The organism is Roseomonas sp. BN140053 (assembly GCF_047690175.1).
Lineage (GTDB): Bacteria > Pseudomonadota > Alphaproteobacteria > Acetobacterales > Acetobacteraceae > Roseomonas.
In genome coordinates this window covers 25,390-41,603 of the sequence record NZ_JBLLEB010000007.1, presented here as the reverse complement: position 1 = coordinate 41,603, position 16,214 = coordinate 25,390, and the positions used below count along the sequence as shown (strand labels likewise).

Annotated in this window: 14 protein-coding genes; 4 read left to right on the top strand and 10 right to left on the bottom strand. The window is 73.3% G+C overall.

Translation table 11 applies throughout. The features are described from left to right. Positions 1 to 10: 10 nt before the first annotated feature. The 3 genes from ACLIBK_RS09135 to ACLIBK_RS09125 form a co-directional block, all read right to left on the bottom strand. Complete coding sequence (locus tag ACLIBK_RS09135) at positions 11 to 1,807, bottom strand: DUF4214 domain-containing protein (protein WP_415386938.1); 1,797 nt, start codon at positions 1,805 to 1,807, stop codon at positions 11 to 13. A gap of 16 nt (positions 1,808 to 1,823) precedes the next feature. Further along, positions 1,824 to 4,055, bottom strand: a complete 2,232-nt coding sequence (locus ACLIBK_RS09130) for a glycosyltransferase (protein ID WP_415386937.1) — start codon at positions 4,053 to 4,055, stop codon at positions 1,824 to 1,826. A 381-nt stretch (positions 4,056 to 4,436) separates the two neighbouring features. Beyond that, on the bottom strand, positions 4,437 to 5,393 hold the full coding sequence (locus ACLIBK_RS09125; protein WP_415386936.1) for an acetyl-CoA carboxylase carboxyltransferase subunit alpha: 957 nt from the start codon (positions 5,391 to 5,393) through the stop codon (positions 4,437 to 4,439). A gap of 332 nt (positions 5,394 to 5,725) precedes the next feature. On the opposite strand from ACLIBK_RS09125, the gene ACLIBK_RS09120 reads away from it, so the two are divergent. From ACLIBK_RS09120 to ACLIBK_RS09110, 3 genes are all read left to right on the top strand, one after another. Continuing rightward, positions 5,726 to 5,920: a hypothetical protein gene (locus ACLIBK_RS09120; protein ID WP_415386935.1), complete on the top strand. Its 195-nt coding sequence runs from the start codon at positions 5,726 to 5,728 to the stop codon at positions 5,918 to 5,920. Between the two features lie 228 nt (positions 5,921 to 6,148). After that, positions 6,149 to 8,371 (top strand): catalase/peroxidase HPI, encoded by a 2,223-nt coding sequence (gene katG, locus ACLIBK_RS09115; protein WP_415386934.1) that lies wholly within the window; start codon positions 6,149 to 6,151, stop codon positions 8,369 to 8,371. Positions 8,372 to 8,469: 98 nt separating this feature from the next. Then, positions 8,470 to 8,757 carry a hypothetical protein gene (locus tag ACLIBK_RS09110; RefSeq protein WP_415386933.1) on the top strand — a complete coding sequence of 96 codons (288 nt, stop codon included), beginning with the start codon at positions 8,470 to 8,472 and terminating at the stop codon, positions 8,755 to 8,757. 219 nt (positions 8,758 to 8,976) lie between these two features. Here the strand turns inward: ACLIBK_RS09110 and ACLIBK_RS09105 are convergent, their stop codons facing one another. The 7 genes from ACLIBK_RS09105 to ACLIBK_RS09075 form a co-directional block, all read right to left on the bottom strand. Further along, the gene (locus ACLIBK_RS09105) at positions 8,977 to 9,777 is read right to left on the bottom strand and encodes an SDR family NAD(P)-dependent oxidoreductase (RefSeq protein ID WP_415386932.1); all 801 of its coding nucleotides are present in this window, start codon (positions 9,775 to 9,777) and stop codon (positions 8,977 to 8,979) included. Positions 9,778 to 9,929: 152 nt separating this feature from the next. Next, entirely contained in the window at positions 9,930 to 10,562 is a 633-nt protein-coding gene (locus ACLIBK_RS09100) for a LysE family translocator (protein WP_415386931.1), read from the bottom strand. A 149-nt stretch (positions 10,563 to 10,711) separates the two neighbouring features. Beyond that, a complete protein-coding gene (locus ACLIBK_RS09095) occupies positions 10,712 to 11,782 on the bottom strand; it encodes an alpha/beta hydrolase (protein ID WP_415386930.1) in 1,071 nt (356 codons plus the stop codon). Positions 11,783 to 11,905: 123 nt separating this feature from the next. Further along, positions 11,906 to 12,364 carry an SRPBCC domain-containing protein gene (locus ACLIBK_RS09090; RefSeq protein WP_415386929.1) on the bottom strand — a complete coding sequence of 153 codons (459 nt, stop codon included), beginning with the start codon at positions 12,362 to 12,364 and terminating at the stop codon, positions 11,906 to 11,908. Between the two features lie 31 nt (positions 12,365 to 12,395). Beyond that, complete coding sequence (locus ACLIBK_RS09085; RefSeq protein WP_415386928.1) at positions 12,396 to 13,085, bottom strand: SIS domain-containing protein; 690 nt, start codon at positions 13,083 to 13,085, stop codon at positions 12,396 to 12,398. Positions 13,086 to 13,152: 67 nt separating this feature from the next. Next, positions 13,153 to 14,064 (bottom strand): tyrosine recombinase, encoded by a 912-nt coding sequence (locus tag ACLIBK_RS09080; protein ID WP_415386927.1) that lies wholly within the window; start codon positions 14,062 to 14,064, stop codon positions 13,153 to 13,155. 14 nt (positions 14,065 to 14,078) lie between these two features. Continuing rightward, a complete protein-coding gene (locus ACLIBK_RS09075; RefSeq protein WP_415386926.1) occupies positions 14,079 to 14,225 on the bottom strand; it encodes a hypothetical protein in 147 nt (48 codons plus the stop codon). A 36-nt stretch (positions 14,226 to 14,261) separates the two neighbouring features. Between ACLIBK_RS09075 and aroB the strand changes: the two genes are divergently transcribed. Next, entirely contained in the window at positions 14,262 to 16,184 is a 1,923-nt protein-coding gene (gene aroB, locus ACLIBK_RS09070) for a 3-dehydroquinate synthase (RefSeq protein ID WP_415386925.1), read from the top strand. Positions 16,185 to 16,214 lie beyond the last annotated feature (30 nt).

Here is a 16,214-nt window from a genome sequence, read left to right as displayed (position 1 = left end):
CGGTGCGGCGTCAGCGCGGGTCGAACTGGTGCCGCAGGAAGCTGGTCAGCAGGGCCTGGCCGCGCTGCTTCTTGGGTTCCAGCAGGAACAGCGTCCCGGCGACCTCCACGGGGGTGAAGTGGTCCAGGATGGCGGCGTAGTGCGGCCGCACCGCGCCCATGTCGTGCACCAGCACGCGCGGCGGCGGCGCCTCCCCGTCCCAGGCCAGGGCTACGGACAAGCAGCAGGCGACGCGGAAGCGGCCGTCCACCAGCACCAGGTCGGGCCGCAGGCCGGCTCGTTCCAGCGCGGCCCAGCCGGTTTCGGCGTAGCGCGGCCACAGGGCGCGGCTGCCGGGATCGGCGGGGGTGCCCCATTCGCCCAGGGGGCCGAGTTCCACCGGCAGCAGCTCCGCCCGACCGGCCGCCAGGGCGGCCGCCACGGCGGGGTCGGCCGCGACCTTGCCCAGCCAGCGCGGGTCGGATTCCACCGAGACCATGCGGCCGGTGCCGAGGCGGGCGGCTTCCGCGGTGGAACCGCCGGTGCCGTATTCCAGGTAGCAGCGCCAGGGTTCAGCCAGGACGCGGCGGAACAGGGCCAGCTCCTCCGGGTCCATGCGCGGCACCAGGGCGGGCGGGGGCGGCGCCTGGGGGGCGAGGCCGTGGCGGGTGCGGAACTCGCCGCTGTTGAGCAGGGAGGCGACCAGCTGCTCGGGCGTGCGGGTGCCGCTGTTCAGCGCGCCGGCATGGGCGTCCAGCCCGGACGGGTCGGGGTCGCGTCCCAGCAGCCCGCGGTACAAGGCCGCCACGAAGCGGCGGGGCGGCAGCGGCTCGGCTTCCAGGGCGTCCGGCGCCGCGGCAGCCAGAAAGGCGGCCGCGGTGGCGAGCTGATCGCGCTGCTCCTCGGCCACCAGCACGTCCAGCGCCGCGTCGTCGGGAAGGTCGAAGCCCATCGGCGCCTCGGGAAAGAGTCGGGTGTTGCCGAAGTCCTCGCGCGCGTAGAGGTCTGGCGTGTAGTGGGTACCGTGCTCGCCGAGGTAATGGCCGTAGGACGGCAGGCAGGTCAGCCGCACCGTACCCAGCGCCAGCCCGGCCACCTGCTTGGCGCCGTCCTGCGACGTGACGTGGTAGGGCAGACCGAGGCTGGCGTAGTAGTCGTGGATCGCCGCCGCCGGACGCTGGGCATAGGGCGCGTCGCCCAGCAGCCGCAGATAGCCTTCGACGATCGGGCGCTGCCGGCGCCAGTGCCGGCGCGTCAGCGCGAAGCCCCAGTTGTGGTGCATGCGCACCAGCTGCCGGTGGCCCGTCGCCTGCGCCTCCGGTGAGGCGCGGTGGTCGCCATAGGCGGCAACGTAGCCCACCCGCTCCTCGGCCAGGGCGAAGCGGGACAGGTGTTCCAGCGCCGCGAGGTAGTGCGGCGATAGCAGCATGTCGTCCTCGAAGAAGAAGCCGATTTCGCTGTCCAGGATGTCGAACAGATGGCGTTCGGCACGGTCGAAGTTCCAGGCGATGCCGAGGTTGCGCGGCGCCAGATGCACCGTCCCGGCCGGTGCGGCGGCGCGGAACCGCGCCACGCAGGCCGCCGCCGCCTCCCGGTCGGCGGGCGGATCGCTGCCGTCGTGCCGCAACGTGCCGTCCTGGAACAGGTGCAGCCGCGCCGGGTCGATCGCCGGCTGTTGCGCCAGCAGGCTGTCCAATACCTGCTGCAGCAGCGCCGGGCGGTTGAAGGACAGGATCGCGATCGGCGGCGCGAGGAGGCCGCTTCCGTCGAGGACGGCAGGCGCGGTTCCGGAATGGGCGCCGCCCGCGGGTGAAGCGAGGTCCAGCATGGCGCGAACCGCCCGCTCAGGCCGGAAGCGGGTCGAGCAGGAAACGCTCCGTGATTTCCTGCCGCGTCGCCAGGTCGTCCGCTGGCGCCCAGGCCAGGCGCACCAGGCCCAGCGCGATGCGGCGCGGGTCGTCCCCGTGGTTGCCTGTCGGGCGGTCCACGCTCAGGCGCAGATCCACTACCCCATCCTCGCCGGCGCGGGTCAGCACGCGCAGCACGGCACTGGTATTGGGCTGCAAGGTGATGCTGCGCACGCGGCGGTCCTCATCGCGGCCAGGGCTGCGGCGCATCCGCGCATCGGGCGGCGAAACCGTGAGCACGTGCCCGTCCACCTGCGGTGCGGCCAGGAGATGCAGGTAGACGATCAGCGTCTCACCGGGCATGGCGCTGCCGGCGCGGAACACGATGCTGCCTTCCTCGCCACGCATCCATGCGCCGAAGTTCTCGCTCTCGTGCCAATGGGCCGGCAGCATCGCGCGCAGCGGGCGGCGCAGGTAGTCGCGCGGCAGTGGCCGCTCGGGCCGCAGGGCGGCGGGCTCAAACACCTGGCCGGCAGCGAGGGCCGGCCGGCGCAGCGGAGCGGCTTCCGGCGTGCCCTGGGCCGCGGCGGCGAGCGCGTCGCACAGGTCGCGGGTTACCGCCTTCCAGTCACGCGGCCGGAAGGCCGATGCGATGGCGTCGCGGCGGGCCTGCAACGCGTCCTTGTCGTGCAGCAGGGCGCGGATCACGCGCAGCCCGTCGCCCAGGTCGTGCGGGTCCACGTAGTCCACCAGCTCGCCGCCCACTTCGGGGATGGAGGCAGCGCGGGAGGCCACGCAGGGGGTGCCGTAGCTCAGGCTCTCACCCACCGGCAGGCCCCAGCCTTCGGTGAAGGAGGGAAACACGGTGAACAGGCAGGAGCGGTACAGCGTCGCCAGCTCGTCGTCGGTCAGGTCGTGCAGCAGGTGGATGTGGCCGTCGAGGAAGTCGGTGTCCCGCAGCTGCGCCATCAGGTCGTCCACGCGCCAGCCCGGCCGGCCGACGATCACCAGTTCCGGCACTTCTTCCCCGTTGCGCAGCATCTCGCGCCAGGCGCGGAACAGGTAGGTGTGGTTCTTGCGCACCTCGATCGTGGACACCGTCAGCACGAAGCGGGTGTTGCGCAGCGCCTCGATGGCCGGGGTCCAGCGCGGGGCACCGGGGCGCGGCAGCTGAAGGGCATGTGCCAGCGGCACGGCGCGCACGGGCAGGTCGGGAAGGCCGGACTGGTCCAGCAGGACCCGCATTTCCCTGGCGGTGTGCTCGCTGATGGTGAGCACGAAATCCAGGCAGAGCAGGGTTTCGCCGAGCGCCAGCCCGAAGCGACGCGACAGCAGGGTGTCGCAGAATTCCCGGTGGTTCACCGGGATCAGGTCGTAGAGATAGGCGCCGATCCGCACGCCCGCCGTCTTCATGGCGACGTAGCGGGGAAAGAAGTCGGGGGTCACCCAGAAGGCGCCGAGGGCGAAATAGGTCTGCCCCGCCGCCGGCTGCACCGCGCAGGCGCCGGCCTCGGCCTCGGCCTCGGCCACCAGCTCGCGCAGGCGCGCATGCACCATGGCGGGCGCGGTGGCATAGCGGATCACGCGCAGCAGCGCCGCGGGGTCCACCACGCGCAGCGGCTGTTCCGCCGAGCCGATCACGAAGCGGTAGGCGGCGGCCTCGCTGGCCGGCAGGGAAAGGATCTGCTCGATGACGTTGACCATCACGCGCTGGATGCCGCTCAGCGTCGGGTGGGCGTTCAGGAAGCCGAACAGGTCGGCGAGTTCGAAATAGGTGACGTCGGCGGCGTCGCTGCCCAGCCAGCGGCCGGCGAGCTCCTCGGCCAGTTCCGCCTCGCCCATGCCCACCAGCTCGCGGCGGGCGTCGTCGGAGGCGGCCAGTTCCAGGGCGGTGCGGAATTCCCGGCGCGCCGGCCCGTCGGCGCCGGCGCGCCGCAGGGCGCGGCCGAGCTGGACATGGGCGTCGGCGTCGTCCGGCTGCAGGGCGACCGCGCGGCGATAGGCGCCCTCGGCCTCGGAGATACGGTTCTCCTCCTTCAGCGCGTGGCCGAACTGTACCCAGATGGCGGCATCGCCGGGCTGCAGCGCGAGGTGGGCGCGGTAGGCGCGGGCGGCCTCGGCCCAGTCGCGGCGGTCGCGCGCGGCGTCGCCGGCGCGGCGCTGCGACAGCAGGTCGTCCTCGGAAATGTCCGGAACCGGATCCGGCAGGCGGTGGACGCGTTCCAGCAAGCGGGGATCCTCCCAATGGGGACGCGCTCAGCGCCCGGCCTCACGGCACTGAGAGGATCGTTAAGGATTCTTCTTCGTGAAACAATCCAAGATGATTGGAAAAATCCCGCAATACTTCGGAATGGTTGTATCTGCTTCGAAAAAGACACGGCTGCGGGGTTTTGCGCTGGTTCAGCGCCCGTGTCCGGAGCGGCCGTGCTCGCAGGCATGATGTGTGTGGACATGCTGGGGCCGCGTCCGGGCCCCTGCGGGCCGCTCGGCGGCACCCCGGGTAGGGGTTTTCGGGTACCCTGGAGGGTTCAGGCCGGGCGCGGGGTGTCCCGGACGGGTCCGTCCGGGTGTCCGGGTGGGTCGGGCGCGGGACGCCCGGGCCGTCGCGGATCAGGCGACGCCGTTGCGGCCCATTTCCAGGAACTTCTCGCGGCGACGGGCGCGCAGCGTGGCGCCATCCAGGGCGAGCAGCGGCTCCAGCGCGGCCCAGACCTGGTCGCCCACGGCGGCCACGGTCTGCTCGGGCGCGCGATGGGCGCCGCCCAGGGGCTCCGGTACCACGGCGTCCACGAGGTTGAGGCGCTGCAGGTCCTCGGCCGTCAGCTTGAAGGCTTCCGCGGCCTGGGGGGCCTGGGCGGCGTCGCGCCACAGGATGGAGGCGCCGCCCTCGGGCGAGATGACGCTGTAGATGGAATGTTCCAGCATCAGGATGCGGTCGGCCGCGGCCAGGGCGATGGCACCGCCGGATCCCCCTTCCCCGATCACCGTGGCCACGAAGGGTACGGGAGCATCCAGCCCGGCCTCGATGGAGCGGGCGATGGCCTCGGCCTGGCCGCGGGCCTCGGCCTCGATCCCCGGAAAGGCGCCGGCGGTGTCGACGAAGGAAAGGATGGGCAGGCCGAAGCGGCTGGCCAGCTCGATCAGGCGGCGCGCCTTGCGGTAGCCTTCCGGCCGGGCCATGCCGAAATTGTGCTTCACCCGGCTGTCGGTGTCGGTGCCCTTCTCCGTGCCCAGCACCATCACGGCGCGGCCGCGAAAGCGGCCCAGCCCACCGACCACCGCCGCGTCATCGGCAAAGGCGCGGTCGCCGGCCAGCGGAGTGAAGTCCTCGATCAGGCCGGACACGTAGGAGAGCGCCTTGGGGCGTTCGGGGTGGCGGGCGACCTGGGTCTTCTGCCAGGGCGTCAGCTTGGCATAGGTCGCGGCCAGCAGCTTCTCGGCTTTGTCGCGGAGCTTGCCGACCTCGTCGGCCACGTCGATGCCGCCGGCATCGGTGGTGCGGCGGAGCTCCTCGATCTGCCCTTCCAGCTCGGCGATCGGCTTCTCGAAGTCCAGGAAATGACGCATCTCGGTTCCACGCTGGGGCCGTCGCGGGCGCGCTGTTGCCGGGGGTCCTTTCGGCGCGCGCCCGGCGGGATGGCGCGGTTGGCGCCGCGAAACGGCCCGGGGTGCCGCGAAACCCGCGGGGCGGGCGCGCGGCCCCGGATGTGGGGACGCGCCCGGGGACGGGGGCGGCGGCGGGGCGGCGCGGGGTGGCCGGCATCCTGCCGGGCGGCGCCGGCGGGGTGGATGCCCCGCCGGGCCACCGGCGAGGGGGTGCCCTAGCGCAGGTGGGGGCGGGAGGCCAGAGCGGAGGTGCCGGGGGCAGGTTGCCGGGCCGGCGCCTGCCGAGCTCGGGCGTGTCGCTGCCGACCGACGCGGCGCCGGATGGGTGGGAAAGCGCCTTCCGGGTGGCTCCCCGCCCCGGCGGCACCCGCGAGTTGCGCCGCTACGCCGCGCGGGTGGCAACGGTTTCGGCGCTGTGGCAGGACGGCAATCGCTGGACCTGGATCAGCGTGCCGGCCAGTCTCCTGCCGGCCGACGTGGGCCGCTGATCCGGCGCCGCGGGCTGTAGGTCAGGGGTTCGGGCCTGCCGGTGTCAGGCTCGACGCACGGATCGCCTCCGCAGAAGCTCCCCCGCAGCCTTTGGCGTTGCCGGGTCGGCACATGGTCGGGGGCCTTCCTGATCGTTCTGCTCGATTGTCACGATCAAAAATTCTCACTTCCACCACTGATCCGCCCCGCCTAGCCTCGCCTCAAATCAGCGTCAGGGAGAGGCGACCATGGACACGAATCAACCGGACGGCCCGCTGAGCTGCCCGATGAAGAAGCCGGCCGCGCTGCGGTCGCTGCTGGGGCGGACCAACCGGGACTGGTGGCCGAACCACCTGTCGCTGGACATGCTCCACCAGAACGGCCTGTCGGGGAATCCGATGGGCGACGATTTCGACTACGCCAAGGAATTCCGCTCGCTCGACCTCGCCGCCGTGAAGCGCGACCTGACCGCGCTGATGACGGACAGCCAGCCCTGGTGGCCGGCCGATTACGGGCATTACGGTCCCTTCCTGATCCGCATGGCCTGGCACAGTGCCGGGACCTATCGCACCGGCGACGGGCGGGGCGGCTCCTCCTCGGGCGCGCAGCGCTTCGCGCCGCTGAACTCCTGGCCGGACAACGCCAACCTGGACAAGGCGCGGCGGCTGCTGTGGCCGGTGAAGCAGAAATACGGCCGCAAGCTGAGCTGGGCCGACCTGATGATCCTGGCCGGCAACGTCGCCATCGAATCCATGGGCGGGCCGGTCTTCGGCTTCGGCGGCGGGCGGGAGGACGTGTTCGAGCCCGAGAAGGACATCTACTGGGGCACGGAGGAGGAGTGGCTGGGCGACACCCGCATCGACCCGGCCAAGGAGAAGGTGCTGGAAAGCCCGCTGGCCGCCATCCAGATGGGGCTGATCTACGTCAACCCCGAAGGCCCCGGCGGCGTGCCGGACGCCGCGCAATCCGGCCGCGACATCCGCGAAACCTTCGGCCGCATGGGCATGAACGACGTGGAGACGGTGGCGCTGGTCGCCGGCGGCCACACCTTCGGCAAGTGCCACGGCGCGGGTGATGCCAAGAAGGTCGGCGCGGAGCCGGAGGGTTCCGACATCGCGCAGATGGGGCTGGGCTGGCAGAGCGGCCACGAGAGCGGCATGGGCGACCACACCATTACCAGCGGGCTGGAAGGCGCCTGGACCCCCACCCCGACCCAGTGGGACAACAGCTACTTCCACATGCTGCTGGACTACGAGTACGAGCTGGTGGAAAGCCCCGCCGGCGCCAAGCAGTGGCAGCCGGTGAACCAGGCGCCCGAGGATCTGGCGCCAGGCGCGCACAGCCCGCATCGCCGCCTGCCCACCATGATGACCACCGCCGACATGGCGATGAAGGTGGACCCGGCCTATCGCGCGATCTCCGAGCGGTTCCGCGCCAATCCGGAGGAGTTCGCGGACGCCTTCGCCCGCGCCTGGTTCAAGCTGTGCCACCGCGACATGGGGCCCAAGGTCCGCTATCTCGGCACGGACGTGCCGGATGAGGACCTGATCTGGCAGGACCCGATCCCGGCGGCGGACTACGCGCCGATCGACGCGGCCGACGTGACGGCGCTGAAGGAGAAGATCCTGGGCTCCGGGTTGAGCGTGGCGGAGCTGGTGGCGACGGCCTGGGCCTCGGCCTCGACCTACCGGGATTCCGACCATCGGGGCGGCGCCAACGGCGCGCGCATCCGGCTGGCGCCGCAAAAGGACTGGGACGTGAACGAGCCCGAGCGGCTGAGCCGCGTGCTGGGCGTGCTGGAAGGCATCAAGGCGGAGTTCGACGGCGCGGCGTCCGGCGGCAAGAAGGTCTCGCTCGCCGACCTGATCGTGCTGGGCGGCACGACGGCGGTGGAACAGGCGGCGCGGGAGGGCGGCCACGCGGTGGCGGTGCCCTTCTCGCCCGGCCGCACCGATGCCTCGGCCGAGCAGACCGATCCCGAGAACATCGCGGTGCTGGAGCCCAAGGCCGACGGGTTCCGCAACTACCTGCAGGTGGCCTTCAACGTGCCCACCGAGGAGCTGCTGGTGGACCGCGCCCAGCTGCTGGGCCTTTCAGCGCCGGAGATGACCGTGCTGGTGGGGGGCTTGCGCGTGCTGGGCGCCAACCACCGCGGCCAGAAGGAGGGCGTGCTGACCGACCGTCCGGGCCAGCTGACCAACGACTTCTTCGTGAACCTGCTGGACATGGGCACGGCGTGGAAGATGGTGGACGGGCACGCGGACGAGGTCTTCCGCGGCACCCTTCGCGCCACCGACGAGCCGAAATGGACGGCGACGCGCACCGACCTCGTCTTCGGCTCCAACTCGCAGCTGCGGGCGCTGTCGGAGGTCTATGCCTCGGCCGATGCGGGCGGGAAGTTCGTGGAGGACTTCGTGGCCGCCTGGACCAAGGTGATGAACGCCGACCGCTTCGACCTCGCCCGGGCCTGACCGCCTGGGACGGCCCGCCGCCCGGCGGGCCGTGCGCTGTCCCGCTGCGGCGCTTCTCGGCGCCGCGGCACCGGATGAGCTGGGGAGGGAGGCGGCCGATGCGGCGCTGCGAGGTCGATCAACTGGATTCCGCCCGCACCTGGTGGGTGCCGGCGGTGGTGTCGCCCCAACGCGACTGGGCGGGGGCGCCAGGCTGCCGGCGGGGCGCGCGGTACATGGTTCACCGCGACACGCTGCGCGTCAGCCGCGACGAGTTCGAACCCTTCGACTGCGAGTTCAGCTGCCTGCGCTGGATCATGCTGAACAAGGTCCATCTCAGCCGCACGCTGCCGGGCGCGCAGGTCCGCGCCGTGCCGCTGGACCGCTGGCTGCTCGGGCTGGAGTGATACGGCCGAGCCAATGTGCTGACCTGCCCGGGCGGAGAAGGCCGGGGGAGTGAACTCCCCCGGTCCCCCTCCTTTTTCCGGGAGTTCAAGGGCCCCGACAGCCACGGGTGCCCCCGCAGACTCCCGAAAATAGAAGGGGGTCCGGGGGGATACTTCCCCCCGGCTTGCTGCTCTCGCCAGCCAGCAAAGGCTCGACGGCATGAGCACGCCGGACCGGCCTCAGTAGTTGATCGACCCGCGCACGCCGCCGCCCACGTCGATCGCGACGCCGTTGACCGCCACGGACCGCGGCGAGGCCAGGAAGGCGATGACCTCGGCCACCTCCTCCGGGGTGACCAGCCGGCCCAGCAGCCCGTTGGCCGCCAGGGAGGCCGCCACCTCGGCCGCGGGGCGGCCTTCCGCCTGGGCGCGCGCCTCGATCATGGCCTCCACCTTTTCCGTGCGGGTCATGCCGGGGTGCACGGTGGTGACCGCGATGCCGGTGCCCCCCAGCTCGTCGGCCAGGTTCTTGGCCAGGGCGACCACGGCGACATTGCGGATGGTGCCCACCACGTCGCCGGTGCGCCGCGCGCCCAGGCCGCTGACGTTGACGATGCGGCCCCAGCCGGCGCGGCGCATGGCCGGTAGCAGGGCGCGGGCGCAGCGCAGGTAGCCCATCACCTTGGTGTCCATGTGCGCGGCCAGGGACGCCCATTCCGCCTCGGACGGCGCGGGCACGGCCTTCTGCCCGGCGGGCTCGGCGGCGCAGTTCACCAGGATCTGGGCGCCGCCCAGCTCACGTTCCACGGCGGCGGCCATGGCGGCCACGGCGGCATCGTCCGTGGTGTCCGCGGCCAGGCCCAGGGCGCGGCGGCCCGTGCTGCGGGCCAGTTCCGCCGCGGCCCGGGCGGCTTCCTCGGCGTGGCGGGACACCAGCACCACGGCAGCGCCCTCGGCCGACAGCAGCCGGGCGGTGGCCAGCCCGATGCCCCGCGTGCCGCCGGTGACCACCGCCACCTTGCCGTCGAGTCCGAGATCCATGCGCAGCACTCCCTGGTGTGGCCGGCAGGGCGTGGCCGCTGCCGGTGCCGGACCTGTTCCGGGCCGGCATATCGGCCGGGGGCAGGTTGGGCGATTCGATCGCGGGCCCGGTTTGCCGCCGTGGCCGTTTCCGGCCGGTGAGGACCGGGTTGTTAGCGGCCGGAGCTGGCCAGCACCGCCCCGATGCCGACGAAGGTGCCGCCCGCCGCGCGGTTGAACGCCCGGCCGTGGCGGCCGAGCCAGGGCGCGATGCGGCCGGCGAGGCTGGCCAGCAGCAGCTCATAGGCGACCTCCACCACCACGAAGGTGCCGCCGAGCAGCAGCAGCTGGGCGGCGAAGGAGGCGCCGGGCACCATGAACTGCGGCAGGAAGGCTGCGAAGAACAGCATCGCCTTGGGGTTGGACACCGCCACCAGCAGCCCGTCCCCGAACAGCCGCAGCGGTTGCGCCGCGTCCCGTCCGCCGGGGGCGGCGAGGGCCGGGGCGGACACCACCGGGGCCGGCGAGCGCCAGAGCCGGATGCCGAGAAAAACGAGGTAGGCGGCCCCGGCCCATTTTGCCGCGGTGAAGGCCGTGTGCGACGCCGCGAGCAGCGCCCCCATGCCGGCGAGCGAGGCCGCGATCAGCAGCAGGAAGCCGAGCGCGCCGCCGAGCACCGTCCAGGCGGCCGGCCGCAGGCCGAAGCGGGCGCCGTGGGTCAGGGCGAGCAGCCCGTTCGGCCCCGGCGTGAGCGACAGGCCGAGCGCCGCGACGAGGTACACCAGCCAGAGCTGCAGGCTCATCATGCGCCTTCGTGGTTCCGTGGCGGCGAGGCATGGCATGGCGGCCGTGCGGGCGCCACCGGTGCGGCGCCGAACCGTGCCCCGCCGCGGCGGGGGATGGCGGGCCGGGCGGGCCGCCCTGCCCGGCCGCCCCCCCATCCCCGCAGCCGCCCTCAGCGCCCGAGGTGCTTGTTGAAGAAGCCCGCGATCTCCGCGAAGGCTTCGCGCGTTTCGGGGGCGGTGTCGTCGCGGTAGAACTGGGCGTGCGACTGGCCCTCGTAGACCTGCAGCACCGCTTCCACCCCGGCCTGCCGCAGCCCGCGGTGCATGCGCACGGTGTTGCTCAGCAGCAGGTCGCGCGTGCCGGTGGTCAGGATGGTGGGCGGGAAGTTGCGCAGGTCGCCGTAGACCGGCGAGAGCAGCGGGTCGCTCAGGTCGTGGCCGTCCGCGTAGAAGCGCGTGGCGGCGTCGCAGAAGCCGTCGGGCGACACCAGCACGTTGTCCACCAGGGCGTTGGTGCGGAAGCTGTCGCCGGGGCCGGACACGTCGGCCATCGGCGTGCCGGGGGCGATGGCGGCCGGCAGGGGCAGGCCCTCGGCCTTGGCGCGCAGCACCGCTTCCAGCGTCAGGGCGCCGCCGGCGGAGGAGCCGAAGATCGCCATGTTGCGCGGGTCGGTGTTGGCGGCGGTGGCCTTCCACACCGCCACCACGTCGTCCAGGGCGGCAGGGAAATAGGCTTCGGGCGGCATGCGGTAGTCCACCGAGATCACCCGGAAGCCGCCCAGCCCCGCCATGAAGATCGCCTCGCCCAGCGCGGCCTCGGCGGGGTTGAGCACGTAGCAGCCGCCGTGGACGTGGACCAGCAGGCGCTCTCGGTTCTCGGGCGGGATGGTTTCGGGGGTGATCGTGTAGGCCTTCACGCCGGCGATAACCGTGGGCTCCACGCGGACGCGCAGGCGCTGGGCCAGGGCGGGCAGCGCCTGGCGGGCGGCGGCGGCGCCGGCCTCCTGCGCGGCGCGCCAGCCCTCCGCCGTGGTGGGCGGGGTGTTCCAGCCCGGGCGCAGCGGCATGGCGATGATGCGCTGCATCTCGGGGCTGACGGTGGTGGGCACCGGCAGGGAATGGGCGGGCACCTCGCGCGGGGCGAGCCCGGCGGGCTGCTGCGCCCGCGCGGCGGCGAGCGGCGCGACGATGGCGAGCAGCGCGGCGGCGGTCGAGGCACCGCGGCGGAACGGGGTCGGCATGGGGGTTTCCTTCCGGGGGTGGGTGCCCCCGGACGGAAGCCCAGCAGGCGCCAGGACGCGGCGCAAGGGCGTGGCGGGTACGGGATGCCGCACGGGTGCGTGCGGGCCGCGCCCCGTGGCCGCTCAGGCGGCGGGGCGTTCCGCCAGCGCCTTGAGCTGGTCCGCGGCGGCGGCCCAGCCGGCCTCGAAGCCCATCTCGCGGTGCCGCTCCATGGCCTCGCGCGTCCAGTGGCGGGCGCTGGCGCGGTAGCGCGTGCCCGTGCCGTCCGGCTCCACCGCGAAGACGCCGACCATGAAGGGGCCGGCGGGGTGCCAGCCGGCGGTGAAGGCATCGGTGAGGATGAAGGGCCGGTTCGGCTCGAAGGCGAGCACCACGCCCTCGTTGGGCAGTTCCTCACCGTTCGGGCCGTGCATCACCACCAGGCTGCGGCCGCCCGGGCGCCAGTCCAGCTCTCGCGCCTCGGCGCGCCAGGGCCTGGGGCAGAACCATTCGGCGAAGCGTTCGGTCATGGTGCGCCAGACCTGTTCCACCGGCGCGTCGATGTGGCGCTCGACGCTGAGTTCGAGCTTCTCGTCAGCCATTCCGTCCTCCCTGGCACAGCGCTGCCGAAGGCTAGCGGTAGCTGGCCGGGAAAAGCTGCCGCTCCGTCAGTTCGATCAGGATGTGGATCATCTTGATGTGCAGCTCCTGCACGCGGTCGGCGTAGCGGCCCGCCGGGGTGGCCAGCTCGATCCCGGCCAGTTCCGACAGCGGGCTGTTGCGCTGGCCGGTCATCGCGATCACCAGCACGCCCCGCTCGCGCGCGGTGCGGGCAGCCTGGAGCACGTTCTCGCTGCGGCCGCTGGTGCTGATGGCCAGCAGCGCGTCGCCGGCCCGGGCATGGGCGGCGATGTAGCGGCTGAAGACCTGCGCGTAGCCGTAGTCGTTGCCGACGCAGCTGAGGTGCCCGGGGTCGCTGATGGCCGCGGCCGGCAGGGGGTCGCGGTCGTCGCGGAAGCGGCCCGAGAGCTCCTCGGCGAAGTGCATGGCGTCGCACATGGAGCCGCCATTGCCGCAGCTGAACACGCGGCCGCCGCGGCGAAAGGTGTCGGCCAGGGCGAGGCCGGCGCGCTCCAGCGCGGCCAGGGTGTCGGCGTCCTCGCACAGGGCCTGCAGGGCGGCCTGGGCTTCAACCAGCGCGGCGCGGATGGAACCGGCGATGTCCAGGGGAACCTCCTCGGGCTGCGGGTGGGTTCTGCCCGTTCCGGGGGGCGCGGAACAGCGGGGCTGGGAAAGCCGGTTCCCGGCGGGGTGCCGGGGCACGCCCCTGGCCGCATGTCCAGGCCACCCCAGGCAGCCACCCGGGCCGGCGTGCCCGACAGCGGCGGCCTCACGCGGGCGGAGGGTCGTCGGCGTCCACGGGGTCGGGGCGGGCCAGCGGGTGATGGGTTTCCACCGCGGCGCGGAGGCGTTCTTCCAGGACGTGGGTGTAGATCTGGGTGGTGGCGATGTCGGCATGGCCCAGCAGCACCTGGAGGGAGCGCAGGTCGGCGCCGCGGGCCAGCAGGTGCGAGGCGAAGGAATGGCGCAGCGCGTGCGGGGTGACGCGGGCGGGGTCCAGCCCGGCCTGCAGCGCGGCGTCGCGCAGCAGGGCGTTGAGGGACTGGCGCGTCAGGTGGCCGGACGCCCCACGCGAGGGAAACAGCCAGCGGGAGGGCTTCTTCGGGTCCTGGGTGGAACGCAGCGCCGCCCGCGCGCGGGGGCTGAGCGGCACCAGCCGTTCCTTGCCGCCCTTGCCGCGCACCGTCACCAGGGGGGAGGCGTCGTTCAGGATCGCGGCGGGCAGCGACACCAGTTCCGAGGCGCGCAGGCCGGAGGTGTAGAGCAGCTCGCACATCGCGGCGGCCAGGGTGCCGCGGCCGCCATGCAGGTGGGCGGCGGCGGCGATCAGCGCTTCCACCTCCGCCTCGCGCAGGGCACGGGGCAGGGTTTTCGGCAGGCGCGGGGCGTCGAGCAGCTCCGTGGGGTCATCGGGGCGGACGCCCTCGCGCGCCAGGAAGCGGAAGAACTGGCGCAGGGCGGACAGGCGGCGGGCCACGGTACGCGGCGCCAGGCCGGCATCGCCCAGGCTGGCCAGGTAGCCGCGCAGCCCGCCCTCGGTGGCCGACACCAGGGTTTCGCCGCGGCGACGCAGATGGGCCGCGGCGTCCTCCAGGTCGGTTTCGTAGGCGGACAGCGTGTTGCGGGCGGCGCCGCGCTCGGCCGCCAGCATTTCCAGGAACGCCTCGATGCGGGCGTCCACCGGCGCGGGCCGCCCTAGCGCGTGCCGAAGCGCTCGGCGGGGATGGTGCGCTCCACCGTGCGCGGCTCGATGCCGGGCGGGAAGGCGCCGATCGCCAGCAGGCCGAGGACCAGGAGCCCGAAGACGATGACGAGGATGAGCAGCAGCGGACGACGGAACATGGAGTTGCGCGGGGTCCCTCGCGTACGGGCGGAGCCGTGCTAGCCTTGCGCATCGTGTCGCGCAACCTCGGCCTCCTCCTCGATCCCCACTCGCAACCACCCTCCCCCGGCAGCGCGCCCCATGGCGACCCGGGCGGGATCCCCGGCGGCACGCCCGGCGGTGGGCCGGGAATGGCGCCCGGCGAGACAGCTGCGGGTGGGACGGCTGCGGGCGGTGCGGCCCAGGGTGAGGTGACCCAGGGTGAGGTGGCCCAGGGTGGGGCGATGCCGGGCGGGGCCGTGCCGAGCGGGGCGATCCCGGGCGGGGCGGGGTCCCTGCCCCAGCCGCCGCGCGGCTCGGTGGTGCTGGTGGGGCTGCCGGGGGTGGGCAAGTCCTCCATCGGACGGCGCCTGGCGGCGCGGCTGGGCCTGCCCTTCCTGGACGCCGATGCCGAGATCGAGGCGGCCGCCGGGCTGCCGGTGTTCGACATCTTCGCCCGCTACGGCGAGGCGCATTTCCGCGACGGCGAGCGCCGGGTGATCGCCCGCATCCTGAGCGGCCCGCCGGTGGTGCTGGCCACCGGCGGCGGCGCCTACGTCAACCCGCTGACCCGGCAGGCGGTGCGGACCCTGGGCGCCACGGCGGTGTGGATGCGCTGTTCCCTGCCGGTGCTGGCGCGGCGGATCAGCGCGCGGGACCACCGGCCGCTGTTTGTCGGGCGGGACGTGATGACGGTGCTGGAAGGCATGAGCACCGCCCGCAACCCTTTCTACGCCGAGGCCGACCTGGTGGTGGACTGCACCGACCACAACCCGGAGGACACGACCAACCGCGTGGAGGAGATCCTGCTGGCGCACCGCCCGCCCGCGCGGCTGCGGGTGTCGCTGGGCGAGCGCGCCTACGAGGTGCTGTGCGGCGAGAACCTGCTGGCCCGGGCCGGCGGGCTGCTGGCCCCCGTGCTGCCGTCGCGCAAGGTGGCGGTGGTGTCGGACGCCGCGGTGGCGGCGATCCACGGCCCCACCCTGCGCGCCGGGCTGGAAGAGGCGGGGTTCGAGATCCGCACGGAGATCGCGGTGAAACCCGGCGAAGGATCCAAGAGCCTGGCCTTGCTGGAAACGGTGCTGGACGGCCTGCTGGCGGCGGGCACGGACCGGCGCACCGCCGTGGTGGCGCTGGGCGGGGGCGTGGTGGGCGACCTGGCCGGCTTTGCCGCCGCGGTGGCGCTGCGCGGCCTGCCCTTCGTGCAGGTGCCCACCACGCTGCTGGCGCAGGTGGACAGTTCCGTGGGCGGCAAGACGGGCATCAACCTCGCGGCGGGAAAGAACCTCGCGGGGGCCTTTCACCAGCCGCGGATCGTGCTGGCCGATACCGGCACGTTGGCCACCCTGCCGCCGCGCGAGTTGCGGGCGGGCTGGGCGGAGGTGGCCAAGCACGGGCTGCTGGGCGGCCCGCTCTGGGCCTGGTGCGAGGCCAACGGCCCGGCCGCGGTGGCGGGCGACCCGGCGCTGCTGCGCCACGCCGTGCTGGAATCCTGCCGCCTGAAAGCCGCGGTGGTGGCCGCCGACGAGCGCGAGGAGGAAGCGGAAGGCGGCCGGGCGCTGCTCAACCTCGGCCATACCTTCGGCCACGCCCTGGAAGCGGAATGCGGCTATGACGGGTCGCTGCTGCATGGCGAGGCGGTGGCGATCGGGCTGGTGCTGGCGGCGCAGCTTTCCGCCCGGCTCGGCCATTGCGACCCCGTGCTGCCCGGCCGGGTGGAGGCGCACCTGGAAGCGGTGGGACTGCCGGCGCGGCCGGCCTCGCTGAACCGGCGCTTCTCGCTGGAGGCGCTGATGGGGCGGATGCGCAAGGACAAGAAGGCGCGCGATGGCGCGATGCGCTTCGTGCTGATCCGCTCGCCGGGAGACGTGTTCACGACCGGCGAGGTGCCGCCCGACGTGGTGGCCGCCGTGCTGCGCGAGGCCGGCGGGGTGGACTGAGAACGGCCGGGGCTTTGTTCTGGCCCGGTG

Coding starts and splice junctions, on each gene's coding strand:
- ACLIBK_RS09135 (WP_415386938.1), bottom strand. CDS start 1,807: ATGCTGGACCTCGCTTCACCCGCGGGCGGCGCCCATTCCGGAACCGCG.
- ACLIBK_RS09125 (WP_415386936.1), bottom strand. CDS start 5,393: ATGCGTCATTTCCTGGACTTCGAGAAGCCGATCGCCGAGCTGGAAGGG.
- katG (WP_415386934.1), top strand. CDS start 6,149: ATGGACACGAATCAACCGGACGGCCCGCTGAGCTGCCCGATGAAGAAG.
- ACLIBK_RS09110 (WP_415386933.1), top strand. CDS start 8,470: ATGCGGCGCTGCGAGGTCGATCAACTGGATTCCGCCCGCACCTGGTGG.
- ACLIBK_RS09105 (WP_415386932.1), bottom strand. CDS start 9,777: ATGGATCTCGGACTCGACGGCAAGGTGGCGGTGGTCACCGGCGGCACG.
- ACLIBK_RS09100 (WP_415386931.1), bottom strand. CDS start 10,562: ATGATGAGCCTGCAGCTCTGGCTGGTGTACCTCGTCGCGGCGCTCGGC.
- ACLIBK_RS09095 (WP_415386930.1), bottom strand. CDS start 11,782: ATGCCGACCCCGTTCCGCCGCGGTGCCTCGACCGCCGCCGCGCTGCTC.
- ACLIBK_RS09090 (WP_415386929.1), bottom strand. CDS start 12,364: ATGGCTGACGAGAAGCTCGAACTCAGCGTCGAGCGCCACATCGACGCG.
- ACLIBK_RS09075 (WP_415386926.1), bottom strand. CDS start 14,225: ATGTTCCGTCGTCCGCTGCTGCTCATCCTCGTCATCGTCTTCGGGCTC.